The sequence below is a fragment of the Pararhizobium sp. DWP3-4 genome (assembly GCF_049898205.1).
Classification (GTDB): Bacteria; Pseudomonadota; Alphaproteobacteria; order Rhizobiales; family Rhizobiaceae; genus Pararhizobium.
On record NZ_JAFCXF010000009.1, the window covers coordinates 43,475 to 66,668 of the forward strand.

Annotated in this window: 26 protein-coding genes; 15 read left to right on the forward strand and 11 right to left on the reverse strand. The window is 61.0% G+C overall.

Annotated elements, in window-relative coordinates:
- The 3 genes from ACP7E6_RS21740 to ACP7E6_RS21750 all read right to left on the reverse strand — a co-directional run bounded on the left by ACP7E6_RS21740 (nt 1) and on the right by ACP7E6_RS21750 (nt 4,078).
- The gene (locus tag ACP7E6_RS21740) at nt 1–2,187 is read right to left on the reverse strand and encodes an RNA degradosome polyphosphate kinase (protein WP_426231800.1); all 2,187 of its coding nucleotides are present in this window, start codon (nt 2,185–2,187) and stop codon (nt 1–3) included.
- A gap of 67 nt (nt 2,188–2,254) precedes the next feature.
- Nucleotides 2,255–2,941, reverse strand: a complete 687-nt coding sequence (gene hdaA, locus ACP7E6_RS21745) for a DnaA regulatory inactivator HdaA (protein ID WP_426231801.1) — start codon at nt 2,939–2,941, stop codon at nt 2,255–2,257.
- A gap of 6 nt (nt 2,942–2,947) precedes the next feature.
- Nucleotides 2,948–4,078: an AI-2E family transporter gene (locus ACP7E6_RS21750; RefSeq protein ID WP_426231802.1), complete on the reverse strand. Its 1,131-nt coding sequence runs from the start codon at nt 4,076–4,078 to the stop codon at nt 2,948–2,950.
- 219 nt (nt 4,079–4,297) lie between these two features.
- Between ACP7E6_RS21750 and purM the strand changes: the two genes are divergently transcribed.
- The 4 genes from purM (at nt 4,298) to ACP7E6_RS21770 (ending at nt 6,728) form a co-directional block, all read left to right on the forward strand.
- Complete coding sequence (gene purM / locus ACP7E6_RS21755; protein WP_426231803.1) at nt 4,298–5,368, forward strand: phosphoribosylformylglycinamidine cyclo-ligase; 1,071 nt, start codon at nt 4,298–4,300, stop codon at nt 5,366–5,368.
- Nucleotides 5,365–5,997 carry a phosphoribosylglycinamide formyltransferase gene (purN, locus tag ACP7E6_RS21760; RefSeq protein WP_426231804.1) on the forward strand — a complete coding sequence of 211 codons (633 nt, stop codon included), beginning with the start codon at nt 5,365–5,367 and terminating at the stop codon, nt 5,995–5,997. The genes purM and purN overlap by 4 nt, the downstream gene beginning before the upstream one ends.
- Nucleotides 5,998–6,081: 84 nt before the next feature.
- A complete protein-coding gene (locus tag ACP7E6_RS21765; protein ID WP_426231805.1) occupies nt 6,082–6,321 on the forward strand; it encodes a type II toxin-antitoxin system Phd/YefM family antitoxin in 240 nt (79 codons plus the stop codon).
- Nucleotides 6,318–6,728: a type II toxin-antitoxin system VapC family toxin gene (locus ACP7E6_RS21770; RefSeq protein ID WP_426231806.1), complete on the forward strand. Its 411-nt coding sequence runs from the start codon at nt 6,318–6,320 to the stop codon at nt 6,726–6,728. The genes ACP7E6_RS21765 and ACP7E6_RS21770 overlap by 4 nt, the downstream gene beginning before the upstream one ends.
- A gap of 1 nt (nt 6,729) precedes the next feature.
- On the opposite strand, the gene ACP7E6_RS21775 is transcribed toward ACP7E6_RS21770, so the two are convergent.
- Both ACP7E6_RS21775 and ACP7E6_RS21780 read right to left on the reverse strand, forming a co-directional pair.
- Nucleotides 6,730–7,329: an NUDIX domain-containing protein gene (locus ACP7E6_RS21775; protein ID WP_426231807.1), complete on the reverse strand. Its 600-nt coding sequence runs from the start codon at nt 7,327–7,329 to the stop codon at nt 6,730–6,732.
- A 6-nt stretch (nt 7,330–7,335) separates the two neighbouring features.
- Nucleotides 7,336–9,468, reverse strand: a complete 2,133-nt coding sequence (locus ACP7E6_RS21780) for a molybdopterin-containing oxidoreductase family protein (protein ID WP_426231808.1) — start codon at nt 9,466–9,468, stop codon at nt 7,336–7,338.
- A gap of 67 nt (nt 9,469–9,535) precedes the next feature.
- On the opposite strand from ACP7E6_RS21780, the gene ACP7E6_RS21785 reads away from it, so the two are divergent.
- The 4 genes from ACP7E6_RS21785 to ACP7E6_RS21800 all read left to right on the forward strand — a co-directional run bounded on the left by ACP7E6_RS21785 (nt 9,536) and on the right by ACP7E6_RS21800 (nt 12,333).
- Complete coding sequence (locus ACP7E6_RS21785) at nt 9,536–10,414, forward strand: 23S rRNA (adenine(2030)-N(6))-methyltransferase RlmJ (RefSeq protein WP_426231809.1); 879 nt, start codon at nt 9,536–9,538, stop codon at nt 10,412–10,414.
- Nucleotides 10,415–10,505: 91 nt separating this feature from the next.
- Complete coding sequence (locus ACP7E6_RS21790; protein ID WP_426231810.1) at nt 10,506–10,940, forward strand: hypothetical protein; 435 nt, start codon at nt 10,506–10,508, stop codon at nt 10,938–10,940.
- Nucleotides 10,941–10,945: 5 nt separating this feature from the next.
- Nucleotides 10,946–11,704, forward strand: coding sequence for a ribonuclease T2 family protein (locus tag ACP7E6_RS21795; RefSeq protein WP_426231811.1), 759 nt, complete (start codon nt 10,946–10,948; stop codon nt 11,702–11,704).
- Between the two features lie 38 nt (nt 11,705–11,742).
- Entirely contained in the window at nt 11,743–12,333 is a 591-nt protein-coding gene (locus tag ACP7E6_RS21800) for a glutathione S-transferase family protein (RefSeq protein ID WP_426231812.1), read from the forward strand.
- A 75-nt stretch (nt 12,334–12,408) separates the two neighbouring features.
- On the opposite strand, the gene ACP7E6_RS21805 is transcribed toward ACP7E6_RS21800, so the two are convergent.
- Nucleotides 12,409–13,050, reverse strand: a complete 642-nt coding sequence (locus tag ACP7E6_RS21805) for an outer membrane protein (protein WP_426231813.1) — start codon at nt 13,048–13,050, stop codon at nt 12,409–12,411.
- Nucleotides 13,051–13,384: 334 nt separating this feature from the next.
- Here ACP7E6_RS21805 and ACP7E6_RS21810 point away from each other — a divergent pair, with 334 nt between their 5' ends.
- Both ACP7E6_RS21810 and uvrC read left to right on the forward strand, forming a co-directional pair.
- Complete coding sequence (locus ACP7E6_RS21810; RefSeq protein ID WP_426231814.1) at nt 13,385–14,179, forward strand: SDR family oxidoreductase; 795 nt, start codon at nt 13,385–13,387, stop codon at nt 14,177–14,179.
- The gene (gene uvrC / locus ACP7E6_RS21815; protein ID WP_426231815.1) at nt 14,176–16,203 is read left to right on the forward strand and encodes an excinuclease ABC subunit UvrC; all 2,028 of its coding nucleotides are present in this window, start codon (nt 14,176–14,178) and stop codon (nt 16,201–16,203) included. Before ACP7E6_RS21810 ends, uvrC begins: the two co-directional genes overlap by 4 nt.
- Nucleotides 16,204–16,270: 67 nt before the next feature.
- Here the strand turns inward: uvrC and ACP7E6_RS21820 are convergent, their stop codons facing one another.
- Both ACP7E6_RS21820 and ACP7E6_RS21825 read right to left on the reverse strand, forming a co-directional pair.
- The gene (locus ACP7E6_RS21820; protein ID WP_426231816.1) at nt 16,271–16,957 is read right to left on the reverse strand and encodes an alpha/beta hydrolase; all 687 of its coding nucleotides are present in this window, start codon (nt 16,955–16,957) and stop codon (nt 16,271–16,273) included.
- Nucleotides 16,958–17,066: 109 nt separating this feature from the next.
- Complete coding sequence (locus ACP7E6_RS21825; RefSeq protein ID WP_426231817.1) at nt 17,067–18,158, reverse strand: helix-turn-helix transcriptional regulator; 1,092 nt, start codon at nt 18,156–18,158, stop codon at nt 17,067–17,069.
- Between the two features lie 214 nt (nt 18,159–18,372).
- Here ACP7E6_RS21825 and pgsA point away from each other — a divergent pair, with 214 nt between their 5' ends.
- From pgsA to ACP7E6_RS21840, 3 genes are read left to right on the forward strand one after another with little or no spacing between them, the layout of a single operon-like run.
- A complete protein-coding gene (gene pgsA, locus ACP7E6_RS21830) occupies nt 18,373–18,960 on the forward strand; it encodes a CDP-diacylglycerol--glycerol-3-phosphate 3-phosphatidyltransferase (RefSeq protein WP_113317923.1) in 588 nt (195 codons plus the stop codon).
- Nucleotides 18,960–19,220 carry a molybdopterin converting factor subunit 1 gene (gene moaD / locus ACP7E6_RS21835; RefSeq protein WP_426231818.1) on the forward strand — a complete coding sequence of 87 codons (261 nt, stop codon included), beginning with the start codon at nt 18,960–18,962 and terminating at the stop codon, nt 19,218–19,220. The genes pgsA and moaD overlap by 1 nt, the downstream gene beginning before the upstream one ends.
- A 4-nt stretch (nt 19,221–19,224) precedes the next feature.
- Nucleotides 19,225–19,692, forward strand: a complete 468-nt coding sequence (locus ACP7E6_RS21840; protein ID WP_426231819.1) for a molybdenum cofactor biosynthesis protein MoaE — start codon at nt 19,225–19,227, stop codon at nt 19,690–19,692.
- Between the two features lie 13 nt (nt 19,693–19,705).
- Here the strand turns inward: ACP7E6_RS21840 and ACP7E6_RS21845 are convergent, their stop codons facing one another.
- On the reverse strand, nt 19,706–20,602 hold the full coding sequence (locus ACP7E6_RS21845) for a branched-chain amino acid ABC transporter permease (RefSeq protein ID WP_426231820.1): 897 nt from the start codon (nt 20,600–20,602) through the stop codon (nt 19,706–19,708).
- 65 nt (nt 20,603–20,667) lie between these two features.
- Between ACP7E6_RS21845 and ACP7E6_RS21850 the strand changes: the two genes are divergently transcribed.
- Together ACP7E6_RS21850 and ACP7E6_RS21855 are read left to right on the forward strand one after the other, a co-directional pair.
- A complete protein-coding gene (locus ACP7E6_RS21850; RefSeq protein ID WP_426231821.1) occupies nt 20,668–21,228 on the forward strand; it encodes a CGNR zinc finger domain-containing protein in 561 nt (186 codons plus the stop codon).
- Complete coding sequence (locus ACP7E6_RS21855; RefSeq protein ID WP_426231822.1) at nt 21,225–21,740, forward strand: hypothetical protein; 516 nt, start codon at nt 21,225–21,227, stop codon at nt 21,738–21,740. Before ACP7E6_RS21850 ends, ACP7E6_RS21855 begins: the two co-directional genes overlap by 4 nt.
- A 90-nt stretch (nt 21,741–21,830) precedes the next feature.
- On the opposite strand, the gene ndk is transcribed toward ACP7E6_RS21855, so the two are convergent.
- The gene (ndk, locus tag ACP7E6_RS21860) at nt 21,831–22,253 is read right to left on the reverse strand and encodes a nucleoside-diphosphate kinase (RefSeq protein WP_113245315.1); all 423 of its coding nucleotides are present in this window, start codon (nt 22,251–22,253) and stop codon (nt 21,831–21,833) included.
- Between the two features lie 101 nt (nt 22,254–22,354).
- The gene (locus ACP7E6_RS21865) at nt 22,355–23,044 is read right to left on the reverse strand and encodes a glutathione S-transferase family protein (protein WP_426231823.1); all 690 of its coding nucleotides are present in this window, start codon (nt 23,042–23,044) and stop codon (nt 22,355–22,357) included.
- Between the last annotated feature and the right edge of the window lie 150 nt (nt 23,045–23,194).

Below are 23,194 nucleotides of genomic sequence, written 5' to 3' on the forward strand. Positions count from 1 at the left end.
TTATCTTCTGCGGCCGCTATCCCAGCCGGCAATTACCTTCGGCGTGCTGGATTTCAAGGCCTCTCCCCGCCCGGACAGGCTGGGATTGGTCATGAAATAGACCTGCGCATTGAACGGTTCGGAATCCTTGGCGACTTCCATGCGCCGTGACGTTCCGTCAGGCAGGATCTCGTAGCTCTGCTGGTTATCGATGAGATTACCCAGCATGATCTGCGACAGCACCTGTTCATGCACAGTCCGGTTGATGAGAGGCACAAGGGTCTCCACCCGCCGGTCCAGATTACGCGGCATCATGTCCGCTGACCCGATATAGACGAGCGCGTGCTCCGAGGGAAGCCCATGGCCGTTGCCGAAACAGAAGATGCGTGAATGCTCAAGGAAGCGCCCGACGATCGACTTGACGCGGATCTTGTCGGACAGGCCCGGAACCTGCGGCCGCAGGCAGCAGATGCCACGCACAACCAGGTCGATCTGCACCCCGGCGCGGCTGGCGCGGTAGAGCGCATCGATGATTTCCGGATCGACCAGCGAATTCATCTTCATCCAGATCGACGCCGGACGGCCGGCCTCGGCATGGACGATCTCCTCGCCGATATGCTGCAGGATGCGCGGACGCAACGTATGCGGCGAAATCGCCAGCTTCATTCCCGCTTCCGGCTCGCCGTAGCCGGTGATGAAATTGAAGATGTTGGCCATGTCATGGGCAATCTTCGGATTGCAGGTGAAGAACGACAGGTCGGTGTAGATCTTCGCCGTGACCGGGTGATAGTTGCCGGTGCCGAGATGACAGTAGGTGCGAAGCTTGCCTTCCTCGCGGCGCACCACCATCGACATCTTGGCGTGCGTCTTCAGTTCGATGAAGCCGAACACCACTTGCACGCCGGCGCGTTCGAGGTCGCGCGCCCAGCGGATATTGGCCTCTTCGTCGAAACGGGCCTTCAGTTCCACCAGCGCCGTCACCGACTTGCCGGCCTCGGCCGCATCGATCAGCGCGCGGACGATCGGGCTGTCGTTCGAGGTGCGGTAGAGCGTCTGCTTTATCGCCAGAACGTCAGGATCGCGCGCAGCCTGGAGCAGAAACTGCACCACCACGTCGAAGCTTTCGTAGGGGTGATGGACGACCATGTCCTTTTCGCGGATGGCGGCGAGGCAATCTCCGGCATGTTCGCGGACGCGCTCGGGAAATCGCGCATTGTACGGCTCGAAGCGCAAATCCTCGCGCGGCGCCTTGGTGATCTCCGAGAGTGTGTTGAGCGCCAGAAGGCCTGGCAGGACCGCAACGCGGTTTTCCGGAACGCCGAGTTCGCCGACGACGAACTGCCGCAGTTCGAACGGCATTTCCGAATCGATCTCTATGCGAATGACCGAGCCGCGCCGGCGCCGCTTCAGGGCCGTCTCATAGAATTGCACGAGATCTTCGGCTTCTTCCTCGACCTCGATATCGCTGTCGCGAATGATGCGAAAGGTGCCCGAACCCTTGACCTCGTAACCCGGGAACAGCCGTTCGATGAACAGGCTGACGGCATCTTCGAGCGTGATGTAACGGATCACCGCCTTGGCGTCCGGCAGACGGATGAAGCGATCAAGCGCGACGGGCAGGCGCAGAAGCGCCGTCATCGGCTCGCGCCCGCGCGTGCTGGTCAGCTGCAGGCCCATGGTGAAGCCGAGATTGGGGATGAACGGAAACGGATGGGCGGGATCGATCGACAAAGGCGTCAGGACCGGAAAGATCGCCTGCTCGAATTCGTTGGCAAGCCAGATTCGGTCCTGCGCCGACAGCGAGACCGGCCGGACGATCAGTATGTCTTCCTTGGCCAGATATTGCTGCAGGACGGCCAGAGAGGCCTGCTGCTCCATCTGCAGATTGTCGATTTCCTTGAGAATATCCTGCAGCTGCTCGGCCGGGGTCTTGCCGTCCGGGCTGCGAACGACGACACCCTGGCGGACCTGGCCTTCGAGACCGGCGACACGGACCATGAAGAATTCATCGAGATTGGCGGCCGAAATCGACAGGAAGCGGACGCGCTCCAGCAGAGGATGGGCGGTGTTGAGGGTTTCCTCAAGGACGCGGCGATTGAACTGCAGCCAGGAAAATTCGCGGTTGATGAAGCGCTCGGGGCTGGTCAGAAGATCGATTTCGTCGGCCACCGGCGCGTTTGCCGTCGTTGCAGATGTCACAGTGTCCATTGTCCTCAGTCCGCCTTTTTGCTTTTCTCGAAGCAGCTAGCTCAGTTTGACGACCTAACTGTGACAGTCAATCGATTTCGCCAGTCTTTCCAAGGGCGTTGAGCACTTCCAGTGCCAGCGCCCGGTTGATGCGGGTGCCGCGCGCCAGCGCCAGATGATCCAGCCGCTCGACAATCGTCTGGGCGGATTCCAGCGACCGCTCCATGCGGGCGACGATATAGGCGATCAGCCGGTCATCGACGGCAAGCTGGCGGTCGGCCAGGAGCTTGACCAGCACCTGGGCCAGCAGTTCATCATCGGGCTCGCCGATCTCGACCACCGTCGCCGCCTTCAGGCGCGAACGCAGGTCAGGCAGGTCGACCGGCCAGGACATCGGCCAGAGCCGGCTGGTGATCAGCAGGCTGGTGCCGTTTTCGCGCACGCTGTTGATGACGTGGAACAGGGCACGATCATCGAACCCCTGCCGGTCGGCATCCTCGAAAAGCACCGGGCCTGCCGCTGCGATTTCGGCCGCGTTGCTATCGGCCGTCGGGTGAATGGACATGGCAGCGCTGTTTTCCCGCCAGATCGCTGCAAGGTGCGATTTGCCCGATCCCACGGGACCGGCCAGGATCACCACCGGCGACGGCCAGCGCGGCCAGCTGTCAATGATCGTTACGGCCGCCTTCAGGCGTTCGGACACGAGCAGATCGTCACGACCCGTCTGCGGTTCGTGCTCGAAAACGAGCGGCAGTTGTTCGAACTTGCGGACCATACGCTGTTACTCTGGAAGCTTGGGGCTTTTGTGTTCCTGCTCGATCGTCAGGATATGGCGATGACCGTGGTAGAGCGCACTGTCGAGATAGCGGCCGATGCCGAAGCGGACAAGCACGCCGATGGCGGCAGCGCACGGGACTGCCACCAGCAGACCGACGAACCCGAACAGTGCGCCGAAGGCCAGCAACGCAAACATCAGCCAGACCGGATGCAGCCCGACGCTCTTGCCGACCAGCCGCGGCTGAAGAATATTGCCCTCGAGGAACTGCCCGGCAAAGAAGATAGCCGCGATGATGACGATATTGAGGTACTCCGGCCAGAACTGCACCAGAGCAACGCCGAGGGCAAGTACGAGACCAACCATCGAGCCGACATAGGGAATGAAGCTGATCATGCCGGCAAACAGGCCGATCAGCAGGCCGAAATTCAGGCCGGCGAAGGTGAGCGAAATCCCATAGAACAGGCCGAGAATGATGCAGAGCGAGCCTTGGCCGCGCACGAAACCGGCAATCGTCGCGTTCATGTCGCGGGATATCTGGCGCACGGTCGCAACATGATCGCGCGGCACCCAGCTATCGACCCGCTCGACCATCCGGTCCCAGTCGAGCAGCAGATAGAAGGCGACGACGGGGGTAATCACGAACAGCGAGATGATGTCGAGCAGCGCCACGCCCGAATTCCACAATTGCTGGAACAGCGTGCCGAGGAAACCGGCGCCCTGTTCGAGCAGCTTGGCGGAGTTTTGCTTGATCGTGTCCATCTGCCCGGAAACCCAGTCCGGCAGCCAGGCGGCGTCCGGGCTGGTCAGGAATTCCTGCAGCTTCGAGACGTAACCGGGCATCTTCTGGATGAAGTCGGAGGCCTGGGTAAACACGATCGGTATGATCACCACCAGCGACAGAGCAAAGACGACGACGAAGCCGATCAGGATGACGACCGTCGCCATCAGCCGGCTGAGGCCGATGCGCTCCAGCCGGTCGGCGACGGGATCGAGGAAATAGGCGAGCGCCATGCCGGCGATGAACGGCAGGAGAATGGTGGAGAATACCATCAGGAAGGCGATGAATGCGGCAAGGAAAAGCAGCCAGAAGATGATCTGGCGCTGCAGCCCGCTGCCGCTCAATTTGTTGACCATGCCGCTGTTCCGATGCCTTGCCGTAAGCGCTGCCCAGCGCTGCTTCCAATGTTGGAGATAGGATGTGGTACCGGCCATGGTCAAGCCTGTGGTGCAAAAGGGCTGGCAATGGCCGGCAAAACATCAAAAAAGCGGGAGTAACCGGGGCAATAAGCTTGCACTTGCGGCACCACCATGCCAATCGCAATCCAAATATGACGAGCCGGCGGAGATCAAGCCATGAGCGAGCCAGGAAAGAACGGTCTGACCTACAGCGATGCAGGTGTGGACATCGACGCCGGAAACCTTTTGGTGGAAAAGATCAAGCCGCATGTGCGCTCGACAAGGCGTCCCGGCGCCGATGGCGAGATCGGTGGCTTCGGCGGCCTGTTCGACCTGAAGGCGGCCGGTTTCAAGGATCCGGTCCTCGTGGCTGCCAATGACGGCGTCGGAACCAAGCTGAAGATTGCCATCGAAGCCAACAAGCATGACACGGTCGGCATCGACCTCGTCGCCATGTGCGTCAACGACCTCGTCGTCCAGGGCGCCGAGCCGTTGTTCTTTCTCGACTACTTTGCCACCGGCAAGCTCGATCCCGACCAGGGTGCCGCCATCGTCGGCGGCATTGCCGCCGGTTGCCGCGAGGCAGGCTGTGCGCTGATCGGTGGCGAGACCGCCGAAATGCCCGGCATGTATGCCGGCGGCGATTACGATCTCGCAGGCTTTGCAGTCGGTGCCGCCGAACGCGGCCAGCTGCTGCCGGCCGGCGATATCGCCGAAGGCGACGTCATTCTGGGTCTCGCCTCCTCCGGCGTGCATTCCAACGGCTATTCGCTGGTGCGCAAGATCGTTTCGCTGTCGGGCCTCGCCTGGGACGCGCCTGCGCCGTTCGGCGAAGGAACGCTTGCCGACGTGCTGATGACCCCGACGCGCATCTATGTGAAGCCGCTGTTGAAGGCGATCCGCGAAACCGGCAAGCTGAAGGCGCTCGCCCACATCACCGGCGGCGGTTTTCCGGAAAACATTCCGCGGGTGCTGCCGAAGCATCTTGCCGCTGAAATCGATCTGACCGCCATCCAGGCACCGGCCGTATTCTCCTGGCTGGCCAAGACCGGTGGCGTCGCCGCCAACGAAATGCTGCGCACCTTCAACTGCGGCGTCGGCATGATTGTCGTGGTTGCTGCCGAAGATGCCGATCAGGTCACCTCGGTGCTGAAGGCCGAAGGAGAGACCGTCTTTGCGCTCGGCCGCATGGTCGCCCGCGACGAAGGCGCCGCCGGCACGGTCTACAAGGGCACGCTCACTCTATGAACGACACGGTGAAAGCGGCCCGCAAGCGGGTCGTGGTGTTCATTTCCGGCGGCGGCTCCAACATGCTGGCGCTGGTCAAGGCTGCCTCCGCGCCGGACTATCCCGCCGAAATCGTTGCCGTGATCTCCGACAAGGCAGATGCCGGTGGCCTGGCCAAAGCCGCAGCTCTCGGCATCGCCACCTTCTCGTTCGTGCGCAAGGATTTCGACAGCAAGGATGCCCACGAAGCGGCGATCCTTTCGGCGTTGGAAACCCTGTCGCCCGACATCATCTGCCTGGCCGGCTACATGCGGCTGCTGACTGCCACCTTCATCAATGCCTACGAAGGCCGGATCATCAACATCCACCCTTCCCTGCTGCCGCTCTTTCCCGGCCTGCGCACCCACCAGCGCGCCATCGATGCCGGCATGACGGAAGCCGGCTGCACCGTGCATTTCGTCACCGAAGGCATGGACGAAGGGCCGGTGATCCTCCAGGCCAAGGTGCCGGTATTGCCGGGCGATACGGCCGACAACCTTGCGGCGCGGGTGCTGGTAGAAGAGCACAAATCCTATCCAGCGGCGTTGCGGCTTGTCGCCGAGGGCAAGGTGCGGATGCTGGATGACGGGGTTGTGTCCGCCGCATCCTGAGAGGTTGGGCAGGCATGACCAACCGGTTGACCAACTGAGATATCTTCCGTTAGGATACGTCCGCATACCAGCGGAGATCGGGCTATGACCAGAACTGTAAAGGTCGCTGAAGCCAAAACGCATTTGTCGGAATTGCTTACGAAGGTGGAGTTAGGCGAGGAAATCATTATTTCGAGAGGCGACACGCCAGTGGCACGGCTCGTGCCAATCGATGATGAGGAGCGCCGTGCAAATCTCTTCCGCTTGATCCGGCGAGACCGCGCGAAAAACAAACCGGTCTCGCTTGAAGAGATTTTAAAATGGCGGGACGAAGGTCGTAAATGAAGTCCGATTTCGTCGTTGACGCCTCGGTCGCCGCTGTGTGGTTTCTGCCGGATGAGGATAGCGACGTCGCTGACGCCGTCATGGGCGCACTGCTTCGCAAAACTGCATGTGCGCCCGATCTTCTGCGACACGAAGTTCGCAGCGTATTGTTGATGGCAGAACGCCGCAAACGGATCAGCAGTGATCTTGTCTTAGCATCCCTCATTCGGTTGCATCACTTGCCAATCGTCATTGCCGATTCGGGCGACGACGCTCTCGTGATCGGCCTCGCGCGCGCGCATCAACTTTCAGCATATGACGCGGCTTATCTCGCGCTTGCGATCACCGAAGGGCTTCCGCTCGCCACGCTCGATAAAAAGCTTCGACAAGCCGCCGCCGCAGAAGCGGTTCAACTCTTCTCCGCATAGTTCAGCCCGCCATCAGCTTCCCCCTATTCAACATCGCCCATTGCAACAGCATGATCGTCTTGCCATCGCAGATGTCGCCCGTGTCGATCATCGCCATGGCGTCGGCGAGCGGAACTTCCAGCACTTCGATATCCTCGTCCTCATGCGCGGCGCCGCCACCGTCTTCGGCGCGCACCGTCACATCGATGATCGCGGCGAAGAAGTGGACGGTTTCGGTCACGGCACCGGGCGACATGAAGGCCTGGAAGACGGGACGAACGTCCGTCACCAGATAGCCGGTTTCCTCCATCACCTCGCGCTTGATCGCCTCGGCCGGATGATCGCCGTCGAGCAGCCCGGCCGGCGTTTCCAGAAGCCAGCCCGAATGGCCGTTGAGATGGGCCGGGATACGGAACTGCCGCACCAGGACGACGCTGTGGCGCTTGGGATCATAGAGCAGGATGGTGGCGCCGTTGCCGCGATCGTAGACCTCCCGCTGCAGCGTCTTGGTGATGCCGTTCGAGCCGGTATAATTGAAGGTGACGTTGCGCAGGTGGTACCAGTTTTTCGAAAGCGTCTCGTCCTTGAGGATTTCGACCTTGGCATTTTCGAACTTCGTCATCGACTGCTATTCCTTGCGCATCCATACGCGATTGTCGTGAAAGGCAGCTCCCCCATAGGGTGCCGCCGCGTCGGCGCCGGTGAGCACATTGATGCCCTCGCCATCCAGATGCGCATCATTGGGCCAAAGCCCCTCGGCGATGACGACACCACGCCGGGCGCCGCCGCCGAGCTTGGCGTGCAGCCGGATCTCGCCGCGATCATTGCCGATCCGAACGACCTCGCCGTCGGCAATACCAAGAGCGGCGGCGTCTTCCGCGTGGATCATCGCTTCCGGCCGGACTTCCTTCTGCACTGACGACGGCGTTTCAGCGAACGTCGAATTGAGGAAGGACCGGGCCGGCGATGTCGCCAGGCGGAACGGATGGGTTGGGGTCGCCACCTCGATCAGATCGACATGGTCTGGAAACTCCGGCAGTTGCGCGTGCGGACCGAAGACACCCAGCGCTTTCGGCGGACGGTTCGGTGCGGGCGTGCCGGTCCAGTCGGCCTTGAAGCGGAACTTGCCGTCCGGATGGCCGAAACCATCGACGAAATGCGCGGTGTCGAAATCCGGCTGGACGTCGAGCCATTTCTCCCGCTTCAGCGCGTCATAGCCGATGCCGTAGTTGACCAGGATATGGTCGATATGCTCACGCTCGCTCAAACCAAAACCGGGCTTGTCGGCAACGCCGAGGCGCTTTGCCAGTTCCTCGATGACGAACAGGTTGGTGCGCACGGTGGATGGCGGCTCGACCACCTTGGGGCCGAGCAGAATGTGCTGGTGGCCGCCGCCACGGTAGAGATCATCATGCTCAAGGAACATGGTGGCGGGCAGCACGATGTCGGCGACCTTGGCCGTATCGGTCATGAACTGTTCGTGCACGGCGACGAAAAGATCATCGCGCAGAAAACCGCGCTTCACCAGCCGCTGTTCCGGCGCGACATTGACCGGATTGGTGTTCTGGATCAGCATCGCCGTCACCGGGCCGCGATGGCGCAGCGCTTCCGCATCGCCAGTCAGCACCCGGCCGACCTGCGACTGATCGAGCATGCGGATATCCGGATCCAGCATCACTGATCCGACCAACTCGCGCTTGTCGAACCGGAAAATATCGTTGTTGGTATGGAAGGCGCCGCCGCCTTCATGCTGCCAGGAACCAAGCACGGTCGGCACCGAGGCCGCAGCATGGATGGCCACCGCACCGTTGCGCTGACGGGTAAAACCGTAGCCGAGACGGAAATAGGTTTTGGGCGTTGTGCCGATCAGCCTGCCGAACGCCTCGATCTCCTCCACCGGCAAGCCGGTGATGGCAGAAGCCCATTGCGGCGTGCGCGTCCTCAGATGCGCTTCAAGACCGGCCGGATCGTCGGCATATTTTGCCAGATAGGCCCGGTCGGCATAGCCGTCGCGAAAGGCGATGTGCATGACGGCGCAGGCAAGGGCCGCGTCGGTTCCCGGCTTCAGCACCAGGCCCATATCGGCCTGCTTGATTGTCGGATTGTCGTAGATGTCGATAACGACGATCTTGGAACCGCGCTCCTTGCGGGCCTTGATCGCGTGGGTCATGACGTTGACCTGGGTGGAGACCGCATTGGTGCCCCAGATGACGACGCAATCGGATTTGGCCATCTCGCGCGGATCGGGGCCACGCAGCGAACCGGTCGCCATCGCCAGCCCGGTCCAGGCGAGGTTGGTGCAGATCGAGCCGAAGAAGCCGGAATATTTCTTGGCGTGTCGCAGGCGGTCGATCGAATCGCGCTGCACCTGCCCCATCGTGCCGGCATAGAAATAGGGCCAGACGGCTTCGGACCCATATTGCTGCTCGGCTTTGACGAAGGCTCCGGCGATCTCGTCCAGCGCGTCCTCCCAGGACAGCTCCTGCCAGCGGCCCTCGCCCTTGGCACCCTTGCGGCGCTGCGGCACCATCAGGCGGCCGGGGTGATAGATGCGCTCGGAATAGCGTGCGACCTTGGCGCAGATGACGCCGGCGGTGTAGGTATTGGCGCCAGCGCCGCGCACCCGGCCTATCCGGCCTTCGGGCGTAATATCGACCTCCAGCGCGCAGGCCGAGGGACAGTCGTGCGGACAGACAGTGTGGCCGACGGACTTTTCTGGTTTTATGGGGGTCGCAACGTTCATGGCTTTTCTATATTGCATCGCGAAAGGGTGTCACAGTCCCCTTCGCCATACATTCCAACATTTCACGGGACGATAAGGGACGCGAATGAATTACCGTCACATCTACCACGCTGGAAACTTCGCCGATGTCCTCAAGCACGCCGTGCTTGCCCGGCTGATCGTCTACATGGCGCAGAAGGAAAAAGCGTTTCGCGTGCTCGATACCCATGCGGGCATCGGCCTCTACGACCTTTCGAGCGAAGAAGCGCAAAAGACCGGCGAATGGGTCGACGGCATCGGCCGCATTCTCGATGCCGACATTCCGGCCAAGGCGAAGGCGATCCTCGAACCATACCTCACGGCCGTGCGCGATCTCAATCCGGATCGGGGCCCGGATGGCGGCCTGACGCTCTATCCCGGCTCGCCAAAACTGACCCGCATGCTGATGCGGCCGCAGGACCGGCTGTCGGCGATGGAACTGCATCCCGACGACTACGAAACGCTGCACCGGCTGTTCGACGGCGATTTCCAGAGCCGGATCACCGAGCTCGACGGCTGGCTGGCGCTCGGCGCCCATCTGCCGCCGAAGGAAAAGCGCGGCATCGTGCTGGTCGATCCGCCGTTCGAAATCGCTGGCGAATACGAGCGGCTGGCGGATGGCCTGCACAAAGCCTACCGGCGGTTTTCCGGCGGCACCTTCTGCCTGTGGTATCCGCTCAAGCAGGGCGCGCCGATCGCCGAATTCCACGCCGCCCTTCAGGCATTGGAAATCCCCAAAATGCTCTGCGCCGAGCTCTCGGTCCGCAGCGACCGCGACACGGCCGGGCTTTCGGGTTCCGGCCTGATCATCGTCAACCCGCCTTTCACCCTGAAGAGCGAACTCGACATCCTCTTGCCCTTCCTCAAGGACCGGCTGAAGCAGGACCGCCATGCGTCTGCCCGCGCTTTCTGGCTGCGCGGCGAGGACGTGCTGGAACGGGATTGAACAAGAGCGGGATTGAACCGGGACTTGACGGTCCCCTATCAAGAGACGCAATCTGACAGACGTCCACCGCGTGGACCTAAGGGAGACGATCATGACCGGAATGCTTGTCCCAGCTGTTCTATTCTCTCTGGCGGCGGTTGCCTGCAGCACGGCACCGGTGGCGGCGGCCGACTATATGGACGACGGCACGGGGCGCGTTGCCGATGCTTGCGGCAGCCCCGCCGTGCTGGGATTCATCAGGTCGAATTTCGACGACAAGGCAGACGGCTATCTGAAAACCAATATGGCCATCGCCGAAATCCGCGGCATGCACCAGAACCGCGTCGAGCTTCGCGACGAGACCCATCTGGTCCAGCGCGAATATTGCCGGGCTACGGCGACCACCACCGATGGCAAGCGGCGGCCGCTGTGGTACCTGATCGAACGCGGCTGGGGTTTCGCCGGCATCGGTCCGAACATCGAATTCTGCCTGAGCGGGCTTGATCCCTGGTACGTGTATGGTGCGCAGTGCGCTTCGTTGCGGTGAAATCGGTGATTTCAGGCTTTCGCTTTTCTGTCGCCGCCCTCTGTGGACTGTTCCTGCTTGCTGCCTGCAGCGGCGAGAGTGGGGAAGACAGCTCCAAGGTCAAAACAAACCCCGCTGCGTCCACGGCCAACACGCCGATCATCGGCACGCCGGCCAGCGGAACACGTCAGAAAACCCGGGCGATTCCGCTGGGCAGCGGTTTCGATTTCTATGTCCTGTCGCTGTCCTGGTCGCCAAGCTGGTGCCTGGACAACGATCCGTCGGGACGATCGATGCAATGCGACCCGGACAACGATCACGGTTTCATCGTCCACGGGCTCTGGCCGCAGAACGAGCAAGGCTATCCGGAATTCTGCCGGACGCGGGAATCCGACCGGGTGCCGGACGCGTTGGGGCGAACCCTGTTCGATATCATGCCGTCGATGGGGCTGATCGGCCATGAATGGCGCAAGCACGGTTCCTGCTCGGGGCTGAGCCAGAAGGATTATTTTTCCGTTTTGCGCGCCGCCCGTGAAAAACTGGTGATCCCGCCGTCCCTGCAATCGGCCGGATCGGACCAGAGGACAAATGCCACGCAAATCGAGACGGCGCTGACATCGGCCAATCCGGGCCTGCGCCCCGATGCGCTGGCGGTCACCTGTGCCTCCGGCCGCGTCGATGAAGTCCGCATCTGCTTCAACAAGGATCTCAGTTTCCGCGCCTGCGGCGAGATCGATCGCGCCGGCTGCAAGGTGAAAAGCCTCAAGCTTCCGGCGATCCCTTGATCTTCCCATCAATGACCATGCAACGAAAGAAAGTCCGCATGAAGATCTTCTACTCCCCCACCTCCCCCTATTCCAACAAGGTGCGCATGGCGGCGCGCTACGCGGGCCTTGAGACCGAAAACGTTTTGACCGACACCAACGGCAATCCGCAGGACCTGATCGCCAGCAACCCGTTCGGCAAGATCCCGACGCTGGTGACCGACGAGGGCAAGGCGATCTACGACAGCCGCGTGATCATGAATTTCATCGACCGCGAGACCAAGGGCAAGCTTTATCCGCGCAACGCTGAGAAGCGCACCGACGTGGACATACTGGAAGCCTTGTGCGACGGCATCTGCGACTGCCTTCTGGCGATCGTCTATGAAAAGCGCTTCCATCCGCCGGAAAAGGTCCACCAGCCCTGGATCGACAGGCAGTGGGAAAAGGCCGGCCGCGGCCTCGACCTCCTCAACGCCAACATGCCGAAAACCGGGGCCAAGCTGCATGCGGGTCATTTCGCGCTTGCCGCGCTGCTGCGCTATCTCGAGTTGCGTTTTGCCGGTGAATGGCAGAAGGGCCGCCCGAAGCTGAAGAACTGGCCGCAGAAGTTCGAAAAGTTCTTCCCGGACTACGCCCAGTTCAAGGTCTGAGACCGCCGAGATCACTGATTAAAATGCAAAAAGGCCGGATCGCTCCGGCCTTTTTGTCATGTGCAGTCTGATGGATCAGAACTTGACGCCCATACCGACGCGGACGCTGTGTTCGTCGTAGCCCGACGAAACCCTGCCGCCCGGCAGGTTGAAATCCTTCGAACCGTAGTCCGAGTAGCGGTATTCGACGCGCGCCGTGACATTGTCGGTCACGAAGGCTTCGGCACCGGCACCGGCCGTCCAGCCGAGCAGCGTGTTCTTGTCCGAGCCGCCTGCATTGCCAGTGGCCTTGACGCTGGATGCAGCGACACCGGCCGTACCATAGACGAGAACCGGGTTCAGGTCGTAACCGACGCGGCCGCGAACCGAGCCGTTGACGCCCTGTTCCATGCGGCGGTCGGAGTTGCGCGCGTCGTTGTCGCCGTAGTTGATATCGGCTTCCGCACCGTAAACGATGTTGCCGCTCTGCATGTTGTAGCCGCCATAGAGACCGCCGCCGAAGCCGGCCGCACCACGGCCGCCGGTCGCGCCATACTCGCCACGAGCCCAGTTGGCGGTACCACCGACATAGGCGCCCGACCAGTTCTTGACAGCCGGTTCGTTATATTCTGCAGCCGGAGCGGCCGGAACTTCGTCGATCGCGTCGGCAGCCTGCACGGCGGAAAAAGCGATGAGGGATACGGCAGATGCCATAAGAGTGGTGATGAGAGTACGCATTAAAGTCTCCTTTACGAACCGATGTTCCGGACCCTCGCGGTCCCAAACTGATACATCGGGAAATTTCTATTTAACCCCGCCCGGTTGATGGAGAAATTGACAATCAAATGCGGATTCTCAAGAGCTAAATTGTGAAATTTTAGAGGCAGAAGCATGGCTAAAATTCGATGTTGCTTCGCAGCCACATGGTAATTATTAACCATGAAAGAGTATTAATAAAATATATACTACAACAACGCGAAATAATTCAATTTACCGCTTTTGCATTAATTTTTCCGAAACGAATGCATCGGGCCGTTTCACAATAACGCCCCTCCTCCTATATCCTTGCGGCATGCAAAAATACGAATCGCATAACGGCACCCGGAGCACGCCTTTGAAAACAGCGCTGGTCACCGGTGGTGCCAAACGCATTGGCAAGGCTATCGTCGAGGATCTTGCCCGGCACGGCTTTGCCGTGGCCATTCACGCCAACACGTCGCTGGCGCAGGCGGAGGCGCTTGCAGCCACGATACGCGCAAACGGCGGCACCGCGTCGGCAATCATGGCGGACCTGGCCGATACGGCCTCGACCCAGGCATTGATGCAAAAAGCCGTCGCAGCGCTTGGACCGATCGGCCTGCTGGTCAACAATGCCTCGCTGTTCAAGAAAGACAGCCTTGAAGACTTTGACGAAGCGATATGGGACCGGCATTTCGCCCTGCACGTCAAAGCCCCGTCCCTGCTGGCCCGTGATTTTGCCGCGCAATTGCCGCCTGCGGAGTCCGGGCTGGTCGTCAACATCATCGATCAGCGGGTCTGGGCTCCCAATCCGAGATTTTATTCCTATATGTTGTCGAAGTCGGCGCTTTTGACGGCGACGAAAACGATGGCGCAGGCCTTAGCTCCGGCAATCCGCGTCAACGGCATCGGCCCCGGCCCGACGCTGCCGAACGAACGGCAGAATACGACGGATTTCGACACGCAGATCGAGGCGCTGATCTTGAAGCGTGGTCCGCAGCTTGACGAATTCGGCCGGGCGATCCGGTTCCTGTTCGACACGCCGTCGATCACCGGCCAGATGATCGCGCTTGACGGCGGCCAGCATCTGGCCTGGGAAACGCCGGATATTTTGGAGATTGTGGAATGAACGGGCGCGTGCCCAACGATGGCGGCATTCTCTATGATGAAAATGCCAGAGACGACGAAGACCTGATCGAGGGAACGGATCCGGCTGCGCCGGCGCCGATCCTCGACTGGGCGGAGACCAGCGCCATTCCCGACGGCTTGCGCGGTGCCGACCTGATCCAGGCCTTTGTCAAGCTCTTGCCCAACAGCCCCGGCGTCTACCGCATGTTCAACGAAGCCGGCGACGTGCTCTATGTCGGCAAGGCACGAAATCTGAAGAAGCGCGTCAGCAACTATGCGCAAGGACGGCTGCATTCCAACCGCCTGACCAAGATGGTGCGCGAAACCGCCCATATGGAATTCGTCACGACGCGCACCGAGATCGAGGCGCTGCTGCTTGAAGCCAACCTGATCAAGCGCCTGCGGCCGCGCTTCAACGTGCTGTTGCGCGATGACAAGTCGTTTCCCTATATTCTGGTGACGGGCGACAGCCGCGCACCGGCGCTGTACAAGCATCGCGGCGCGCGTAGCCGCAAGGGCGATTTCTTTGGTCCCTTCGCCTCGGCCGGCGCCGTCGGCCGCACCATCAATTCGCTGCAGCGCGCCTTTCTGCTGCGCACCTGCACCGACAGCGTGTTTGAAAGCCGCACCCGCCCCTGCCTGCTGCATCAGATCAAGCGCTGCGCCGCACCCTGCACCCATGAGGTCAGCGACGCCGACTATGCCGAGCTGGTGACCGAGGCCAAGGATTTCCTCTCGGGCAAGAGCCAGGCGGTGAAGGCGACGATTTCGGCGGCGATGAGCGAGGCCTCCGAAAATCTCGATTTCGAGCGGGCAGCGCTCTACCGCGACCGGCTGGCGGCGCTGTCGCATGTCCAGAGCCACCAGGGTATCAATCCGTCCGGGGTCGAGGAAGCCGATGTCTTCGCCATCCATCACGAAGGCGGCGTCTCCTGCATCCAGGTATTCTTCTTCCGCACCGGCCAGAACTGGGGCAACCGCGCCTATTTCCCCAAGGCCGACCCAACGCTCACGTCAGCCGAAGTGCTCAGCGCGTTCCTTGCTCAGTTCTACGACGACAAGCCCTGTCCCCGGCAACTCCTGCTCTGCGAGACAGTCGAGGAGCAGGAGCTGCTCGGCGCAGCACTCAGCGAAAAATCCGGCTACAAGGTCGTCATTCTGGTGCCGCAGCGTGGCGAGAAGAAGGATCTGGTCGAGCATGCCATTGCCAATGCCCGCGAGGCGCATGGCCGCAAACTGGCCGAAACCGCCTCGCAATCACGGCTGCTGGACGGCTTTGCCACGACGTTCAAGCTCGAGCGCGCCCCGCGCCGCATCGAGATCTACGACAATTCCCACATCATGGGCACCAATGCCGTCGGCGGTATGGTGGTGGCGGGGCCGGAAGGTTTCGTCAAAAGCCAATACCGGAAGTTCAACATCAAATCGACCGACATCACCCCAGGCGACGATTTTGGCATGATGAAGGAAGTGATGACGCGACGGTTTTCGCGGCTTTTGAAGGAAGAGGGAAAACCCGACCGCAGTGTCGAGACCAACGAGGACAGCGCGTTCCCGGCCTGGCCGGATGTGATCCTCATCGATGGCGGCCAGGGCCAGATGACGGCGGTGCGCGCCATTCTCAAAGAGTTGGATATCGAGGATTGCGTCACCGCCATCGGCGTCGCCAAGGGCGTCGATCGAGAGGCCGGCCGCGAGCGGTTCTTTCCGCCGGGCGGCAGCCGTGACGGGTTTTCGCTGCCGCCGCGCGATCCCGTGCTCTATTTCATCCAGCGCATGCGCGACGAAGCGCACCGGTTTGCCATCGGCACGCACCGGGCGCGGCGCAAGAAGGAGATGGTCAAGAACCCGCTCGACGAGATCGGCGGCATCGGCCCGACCCGCAAGCGCGCCCTGCTCCATCATTTCGGCACCGCCAAGGCCGTCTCACGCGCCGGGATCAACGACCTGACCGCCGTCGAGGGCATTTCCGAAGCGGTGGCGCGGCTGGTCTACGATCATTTCCATGAGGACGGCACGAAATAGCCAATGGCGGCGGGCATCATTGCCCGCCGCCATTGGCATCCAGTCCAGGGATGAGCGCGACCGGCGACTAGGCCTTTGCGGCTTCATCGATGAGGGCTGCGACTTCGACGGGCATCGAGGCCAGCGAGGCATGGCTGGCCTTCAGCGTGATCACCTTCTTTGCGCCGAGTCGGCCCGACATCCAGCGCTGGTTGTCGGGATGGATCATGTGGTCCTCGCTGGAAATCTGGTACCAGCTGCTCTTGTTCTTCCATGCCGGATTGCTGATCACGTCGCCGAATGTGCTGGCAAGCGGCGCCCTCTGGGTGATTCCCATGACAAGGCCTTCGCTGGCGGTCAGATCCTGGCAGAAGCTCTCGTGGTACTTCTCCGGCTTGACCCAGAGATAACCGTCGCTATCCGGCGCCAGATTGGCAGCTCCGGCCGGCGGATTTTTGGCGGTGATGCCGCCTGGGCTCTCGCCGGCGTCAGGTGCAAATGCAGCGATATAGACAAGCCCTGTGACATTCGGCTGATTGCCCGCCTGGGTAATGACGGCCCCGCCATAGGAATGGCCGACCAGCAGAACAGGCCCGTCTAACTGCGCAATCATCTTGCGGGTGCGCTCGGCATCATCCGCCAGGGATGTCAGCGGCATCTCGACCGCTTTGATGGACGTATGCCCCAAGCGGGTCAGTTCGACGATGACTTTGCTCCAGTGCGCAGCCCCACCCCAGAAGCCGTGAACGAGAAGAATTGTCGGAACTTGTGCCACAGGACGTTCTCCAGAATAGTGGGTGAAAAACAGCTGAAAAAGAATGGCTTCTAATCCCAATCCCGTACTGAAAAAATCCCATTTCTGTGACCGTATTGTGACGTTGCAATCAGGGTGCCAGCCGCCCCAGCCCGGACAGCATATAGGTCAACTCCGCCTGACGCCGCGTGCCGGTCTTGAGGAAAATGCGTTTCAGATAGGTTCGGACCGTTTCCAGCTTCAGGCCGAGCTTGACGGATACGGCCTCCAGGCTTGCGCCGGAGGCAAGTTCCCGGGCCACACGGGCCTCTCCGGGCGTCAGGTCGAACAGGCCGCTCAGCACCCGCATATCCGGCGGCCCTGCCTGGCCGACCGGTGTGGCGATCAGCACCGCAAGGCTCTTGGAAAAGATGTCGCGCGCATTGCGCCTCACCGGCAGCAGATGGAGGATCAGGGCCGGCATGCCCTGTTCCGCCGCCAGGGGAATGGACTGGACGTTGGATGCCTGCGCGACAACCAACTGATCCAGCGCCGCCAGAACCAGTCCGTTGACCGTAGGGTTTTTCAGTGAAATTCTATTGGCGGCACCGGTGCGAATGCGCGGCGAGAGCGCTTCCATATCATCGTTCATCGCCAGCACCCGATTGTCGTTGCCAAGAACTGCGGCCGGAAGACCGATCAACGCAAGCGTTGCCGCGATGCTTTCCGCCTGCCGGAAAAACATACGCGACGCGATCAGCGTGGCGCGGGCAAGATCGCCTTTCAAGCTGTTGGCACGATCGAGAGCCGCGATCGAGAAAGGCCCGTCACTGCTGCGGCCGATCATGTCGAAGATCAGGGTGTGTCCCGACGGCTCGGTCAGCACCGCTCCCATGCTCCAGCCGAGACCAACCGGCCGTAAAAATGTGTTGTAGATGGGATCAGCCGCGATTTCTTCGGCGGTCATCAGATCGACATCCCGGGCGAACGCCATCGGCGATAACTGCATCGAGCGCTCGGGCCGCGGGTTCGGCAGTTTCACCTCGCTCGCCGCATACCGCTCCATCTGTTCCGCGATGTTCGGCGAACACACCCATCGCATCGTCGAATCCGTATCAATGGTCAGGATGCCAGCGGAAAACCCGGAGACTTCCTCAGCCAGACTGGCGCAGACATCCGGCCACAGCTCGGGAATAACTGCGGCTTCGTAAATCCTGTCGATCAGCGTCATGTCATCGGACATTATTTGCTCTGCGTTGGAGCATTTATTCGATGATGCCCTAAGGACGGAGCTTTTGCCAAGCGCAATGCGTGAACAGACCAAAAATGGGGCTTTCAGTTCACCCTGCGTTCAGACGAATTCCGCCATAATTCAGGCCGATCTCTAATGACTGGTTGACGCCGCAGTCACAAAGTCTTTCATCTGTCGTCAAAGAACTCGCAGAGAACCCGAATCGATGTCCACCACGCCTGCCGCTTACAACATTCCCAATCTCCTGACCTATGCCCGTATTCTGGCCGTGCCGCTGATCGTCCTGTGTTTCTTTGTCGAAGGCAGGCTGCAGAGCTCGGATTTTGCCCGATGGACGGCGCTGGGGCTGTTTGCCGTGGCCTCGATCACCGATTTCTTCGATGGTTACCTGGCGCGCATCTGGAAACAGACCTCCAATATCGGCCGCATGCTGGATCCGATCGCCGACAAGCTGCTGGTCGCTTCGGTTCTGCTGCTGGTCGCCGCCGATGGCACGATTGCCGGCTGGTCGATCTGGGCTGCGATCATCATTCTGTGCCGTGAAATCCTCGTTTCCGGCCTGCGCGAATATCTCGCCGCCCTGAAGGTCAGCGTGCCGGTAACCCGCATCGCCAAATGGAAAACGACGATCCAGATGGTTGCCATCGCCTTCCTGCTGGCCGGCCCTGCCGGCGACAAGGTGCTGCCCTACACGACCGAAATGGGCATCGGCCTGCTCTGGCTGGCTGCCGCCATCACGCTCTATACCGGCTACGACTATTTTCGCGCCGGCCTGAAACACATGGTCGACTGATGGCGAGCGTCAACCTCGTCTATTTCGCCTGGGTGCGCGAGCGGATCGGCAGGGGCGAAGAAACGCTGGAGCTTCCGGACAGCGTGGTCACGGCAGGCGACCTGCTCGCCCACCTGAAGACGCTGGGCGAAGAATACGAGACGGCGCTGGAGCATGAAAACGTCATCCGCGTCGCCATCAACCAGGAACATGTCGATCACGACGAGACGATCACCGGTGCGCGGGAAATCGCGCTTTTCCCGCCGATGACTGGAGGCTGAGACGGTGACGCGTGCTCCCGTCACGGTTCGCGTCCAGCGTGGCGATTTCGATCTGGCATCGGAAGTACAGGCACTGTCGGCCGGCCGCCACGATATCGGCGCCGTGGTGACGTTTTCCGGGCTTTGCCGCGATGAAGCCGGAACGCTGAGCGCGCTTGAACTCGAGCACTATCCAGGCATGGCGCAAGCCGAAATCACCCGTATCTGCCAGCAAGCCATCACCCGCTTTAGCCTTCAGGCCGTCACCGCGATCCATCGCTACGGCAAGATCGCGCCCGGCGAAAACATCGTGCTTGTCATCACCGCCTCGCCGCACCGGCAGGCGGCCTTCGATGGCGCTAATTTCATCATGGATTTCTTGAAAACCGCGGCGCCCTTCTGGAAGAAGGAACATGGCACCGATGGTACTGTGGGTGGCTGGGTCAGCGCCAAGGACGAGGACGACAGCGCAAGGGACCGCTGGTCGGACTGACCAGGCCAATCTGTCAGGGCTGAAACTGTTCCTTGCGCGTCAGCACCAAAAGCAGCACCAGGAACGAAAAGATCACAAAATCCCGCCACAGCATTGGCCCATAGGCGCTCCACAGGGTTTCGCTCAATCCCATCACCGCTGCCCCCAACGCCGCCAGGACAGGCGCGGTCTGGCCGCCGATGGCGGCAATGAACAGCACCTTGACGCCGAACACCAGACCGGCCCCGAAATCCATCGTGCCGTAATAGGCGGTCGCCAGAATGCCCGCGATCGCCGCCAAAAGGGCCGAAAATCCGTAGGCGGCGATGAAGATGCGGCGGCCATCCACGCCGCACAATGCCGCAGCGCCCGCATCGTCGGACACGGCCCGCCACGCACGGCCCCAGGCCGAGCGCGCGAGGAACAGCTGCCCTGCCCCGATGATGGCCAGCATCAGGGCCGTGTTGACAAGCTGCACCACCGTCAGCGTCACCGGAAACCGCGGATCGGACCAGAGCGTCACCGGCGTATTGAGAAACGGCGGCAGCCAGAGGCTGCGCGTCTGCGCCGCGATTCGCGACACTTCCATCAGCACCAGCGCGATGCCGAGCGAGACGACCACCACCGTGTTGGCCGAGGTTGCCGCCAGCCTGTGCATGACCGAGCGGCCGATCAACAGGCCGGCGCCGAGCGTATAGACCAGAGCCGAGACCGCACCGACCGCAAGCGCTGCCGGCAGCACCAGCCACAGGCGGTTCCAGGCAAAATCGGCAAACAGCAGGAAAATCTGCCCGGCAAAGCCGAACAGTGCGCCATAGGTGAGATCCGCTCGCCGGGTAACGGAAAAGGCGACGGAATAGCCGAAGGCGAGCAGCGCATAAAGAGCCGCGATAGGCAGGGCGCTGGCAAGCTGCTGCAGAAAATAGGCCATGATATATCCACTGATGACAAAATCATTATAACTGGTAAAATACGTTTTACCAGTTAGGATATTGCATGACGTTTTCCTGGACCCAGCACCGTTTTTCCGGTGGCGCACTCGCTCTCGATGTCGCCAATTCGGTGATTCTGCGTTTCGACGCCGAGCGGCGGATCGACCGCTATGCCGATCCCGTTGCGATGCGCGACTTTGCCGCTGCTGCAAACCGGTTCTCTGCTGAACAGCAGCTGTTCGGGGTGCTGGAGCCGGTTGCCCTGGAAAACCGCGAGGCGTTTCTGGATCTGCGCGAGGCCGCCGACCGGCATTTTCGCGCCCGCGTGCTCGGCGCCTCCACCGGAGACGACCTGGCCGACCTGCTCGACGCGGCGTCCGCCATCATCCGCAGGCATAAGGCGGAAACCGCGCGAACGCCGCTGGATGCCGCCACGGCGCACTCGGCGCTGATGCTGGCGACATTCGCTGAGCCCGAGCGGTTGAAAATCTGCCCCAATTGCCAATGGCTGTTTCTCGACCGCAGCCGCAACCGCAGCCGCACCTGGTGCGACATGACCGTCTGCGGCAACCGCGCCAAGGCCAACCGCCACTACCAGCGCCAGAAGAAGGAGTTTGCCGCATGAGCACCCGGCACCTTACCCTTGCCGCGACGCTTCTTGCCGTTATGGCCGTTCTGCCTGCCTGCCAGCGCGAGACCGGCCCCGACCCGCTTCAGTTGACCGGCAAGATGTTCATCTTCAACTACCGCCTCGCCTATGCAACCTACATGATCACGCTGACGAAGACCGAACAGGTTGCCGACGGCAGCACCGTTGTCGCCACATTCGAAGACCCATCCGGCGGTCCGCCCCTGACGCTCGACCGCAAGCTGTTTCCAACGCTCGACAAGATCGTCCTTGAAAGCCCCGACGTCACCTGCGTGAAGAGACAAAAACCCTATGCGGTGACGATCGAGGTCAAAGGCCCCGACGGCACCATCCTGCAGACACTGAAAACCTCGGTCATTTCCAACCTCGACCAGGACATCATGCCTGCAGAAGCCCTGGTGGTCGGCCCGGCCTATGACAAGAACCCGGACGTCTTCAAGAACGGCAAGGCCCCGGAACATTTCCGGACTGCGAAGTGTCCTACCTGAGACGCCATAATATAAAAAAGCCGGAGCGTTTCCGCCCCGGCTTTTTACAGTCTTTTCAAATTCTTCGGGTCAAAACCCTCAGAGATTGATTCAGCCGACGATTTCGGTGTCGGAGAACCAGTACTTGATTTCCTGGGCAGCGGTTTCCGGAGCGTCCGAACCGTGAACCGAATTTTCGCCGATCGACAGAGCGTGGGTCTTGCGGATCGTGCCTTCGTCGGCGTTGGCCGGGTTGGTCGCGCCCATGATTTCGCGGTTCTTCAGGATGGCGCCTTCGCCTTCCAGAACCTGGACGATGGTCGGGCCGGAGGTCATGCCTTCAACCAGTTCGCCGAAGAAAGGACGTTCCTTGTGAACGGCGTAAAAACCTTCGGCTTCGCGGGTGCTCATCCAGACGCGCTTGGAAGCGATGACGCGCAGACCTGCGTCTTCGAGCATCTTGGTGATGGCGCCCGTCAGGTTACGCTTGGTTGCGTCCGGCTTGATCATCGAAAATGTGCGTTCAATCGCCATTGTCTCAATTCCCTTTGCTTACATAAATCGGGGGTTTTTCCGCGAATTTTGCGGTTCAATAGCCGCCAATTCCGTGCAAAACAAGGGGGAGACGCGAAGTTTCACGCCGCTGTCACGCAGCGCCCGGCACCGTTATGCAGATCGATGCAACGCTCGAACCACTCGATCACCGGATCGCCCGGCTCGAGAATCCGCTTCGTCGAGACGATGCGCGCCCATTGCAGTGGCCCGAAGACGATATAGTCGGCAAACAATGGTGTCTCGCCGCCGATGAACGGCTGCTTCTTCAGCATCGTGCGCAACGGCTCAAGCTTTGCCGCGAAGGTCTTTAGTTCCTCTATCCCGGTTTCCGCCACCGCCTCGAGGCTCATGCCGAAGCGGGCTTCGCGGGAGGTGCGGAAATAGGCCTGATCGACCGGCTCCAGGCTGTCGTGAATGTCCATGAGGATGATGCGCACAAGCGATGTGTGCAGTGTCATCAGCGACCAGCTCTCGATGAACCGTGCCATCCCCTTGCCGCCCTCGCCGCCAAACAGCGATGGACGATCCGGATAGGTCTTCTCCAGATAGAGCGCGATCTCGAAACTGTCACTGACCAATTGATCGCCGTCGCGCAGCAAGGGTACGATCTTCGTTGCCGCGTTCTCGATCACCGGGATCTGGGTGAAGCCCACCGGCATGGTCTGGTGATCCAGGCCCTTATGGGCAAGCGACAGGACCGTCTTCCACGTATGGGGCGAAAACGGCCGGCTCCGGTCTGCGCCGCAGAGCGTATAGAGGGTGCGGGTCATGTCGTCTCCTTCAAAGGCATGGCAACCAAAAGCATGGCAACATGGGCATTCGAAACCACAGACAGCCAACAATCAAATCAGTAAATTTCATGGATCGCATCACCCATCGCGATGCGTTTTGGCGCTAGACTGCGCAAAACCTTGGGGACT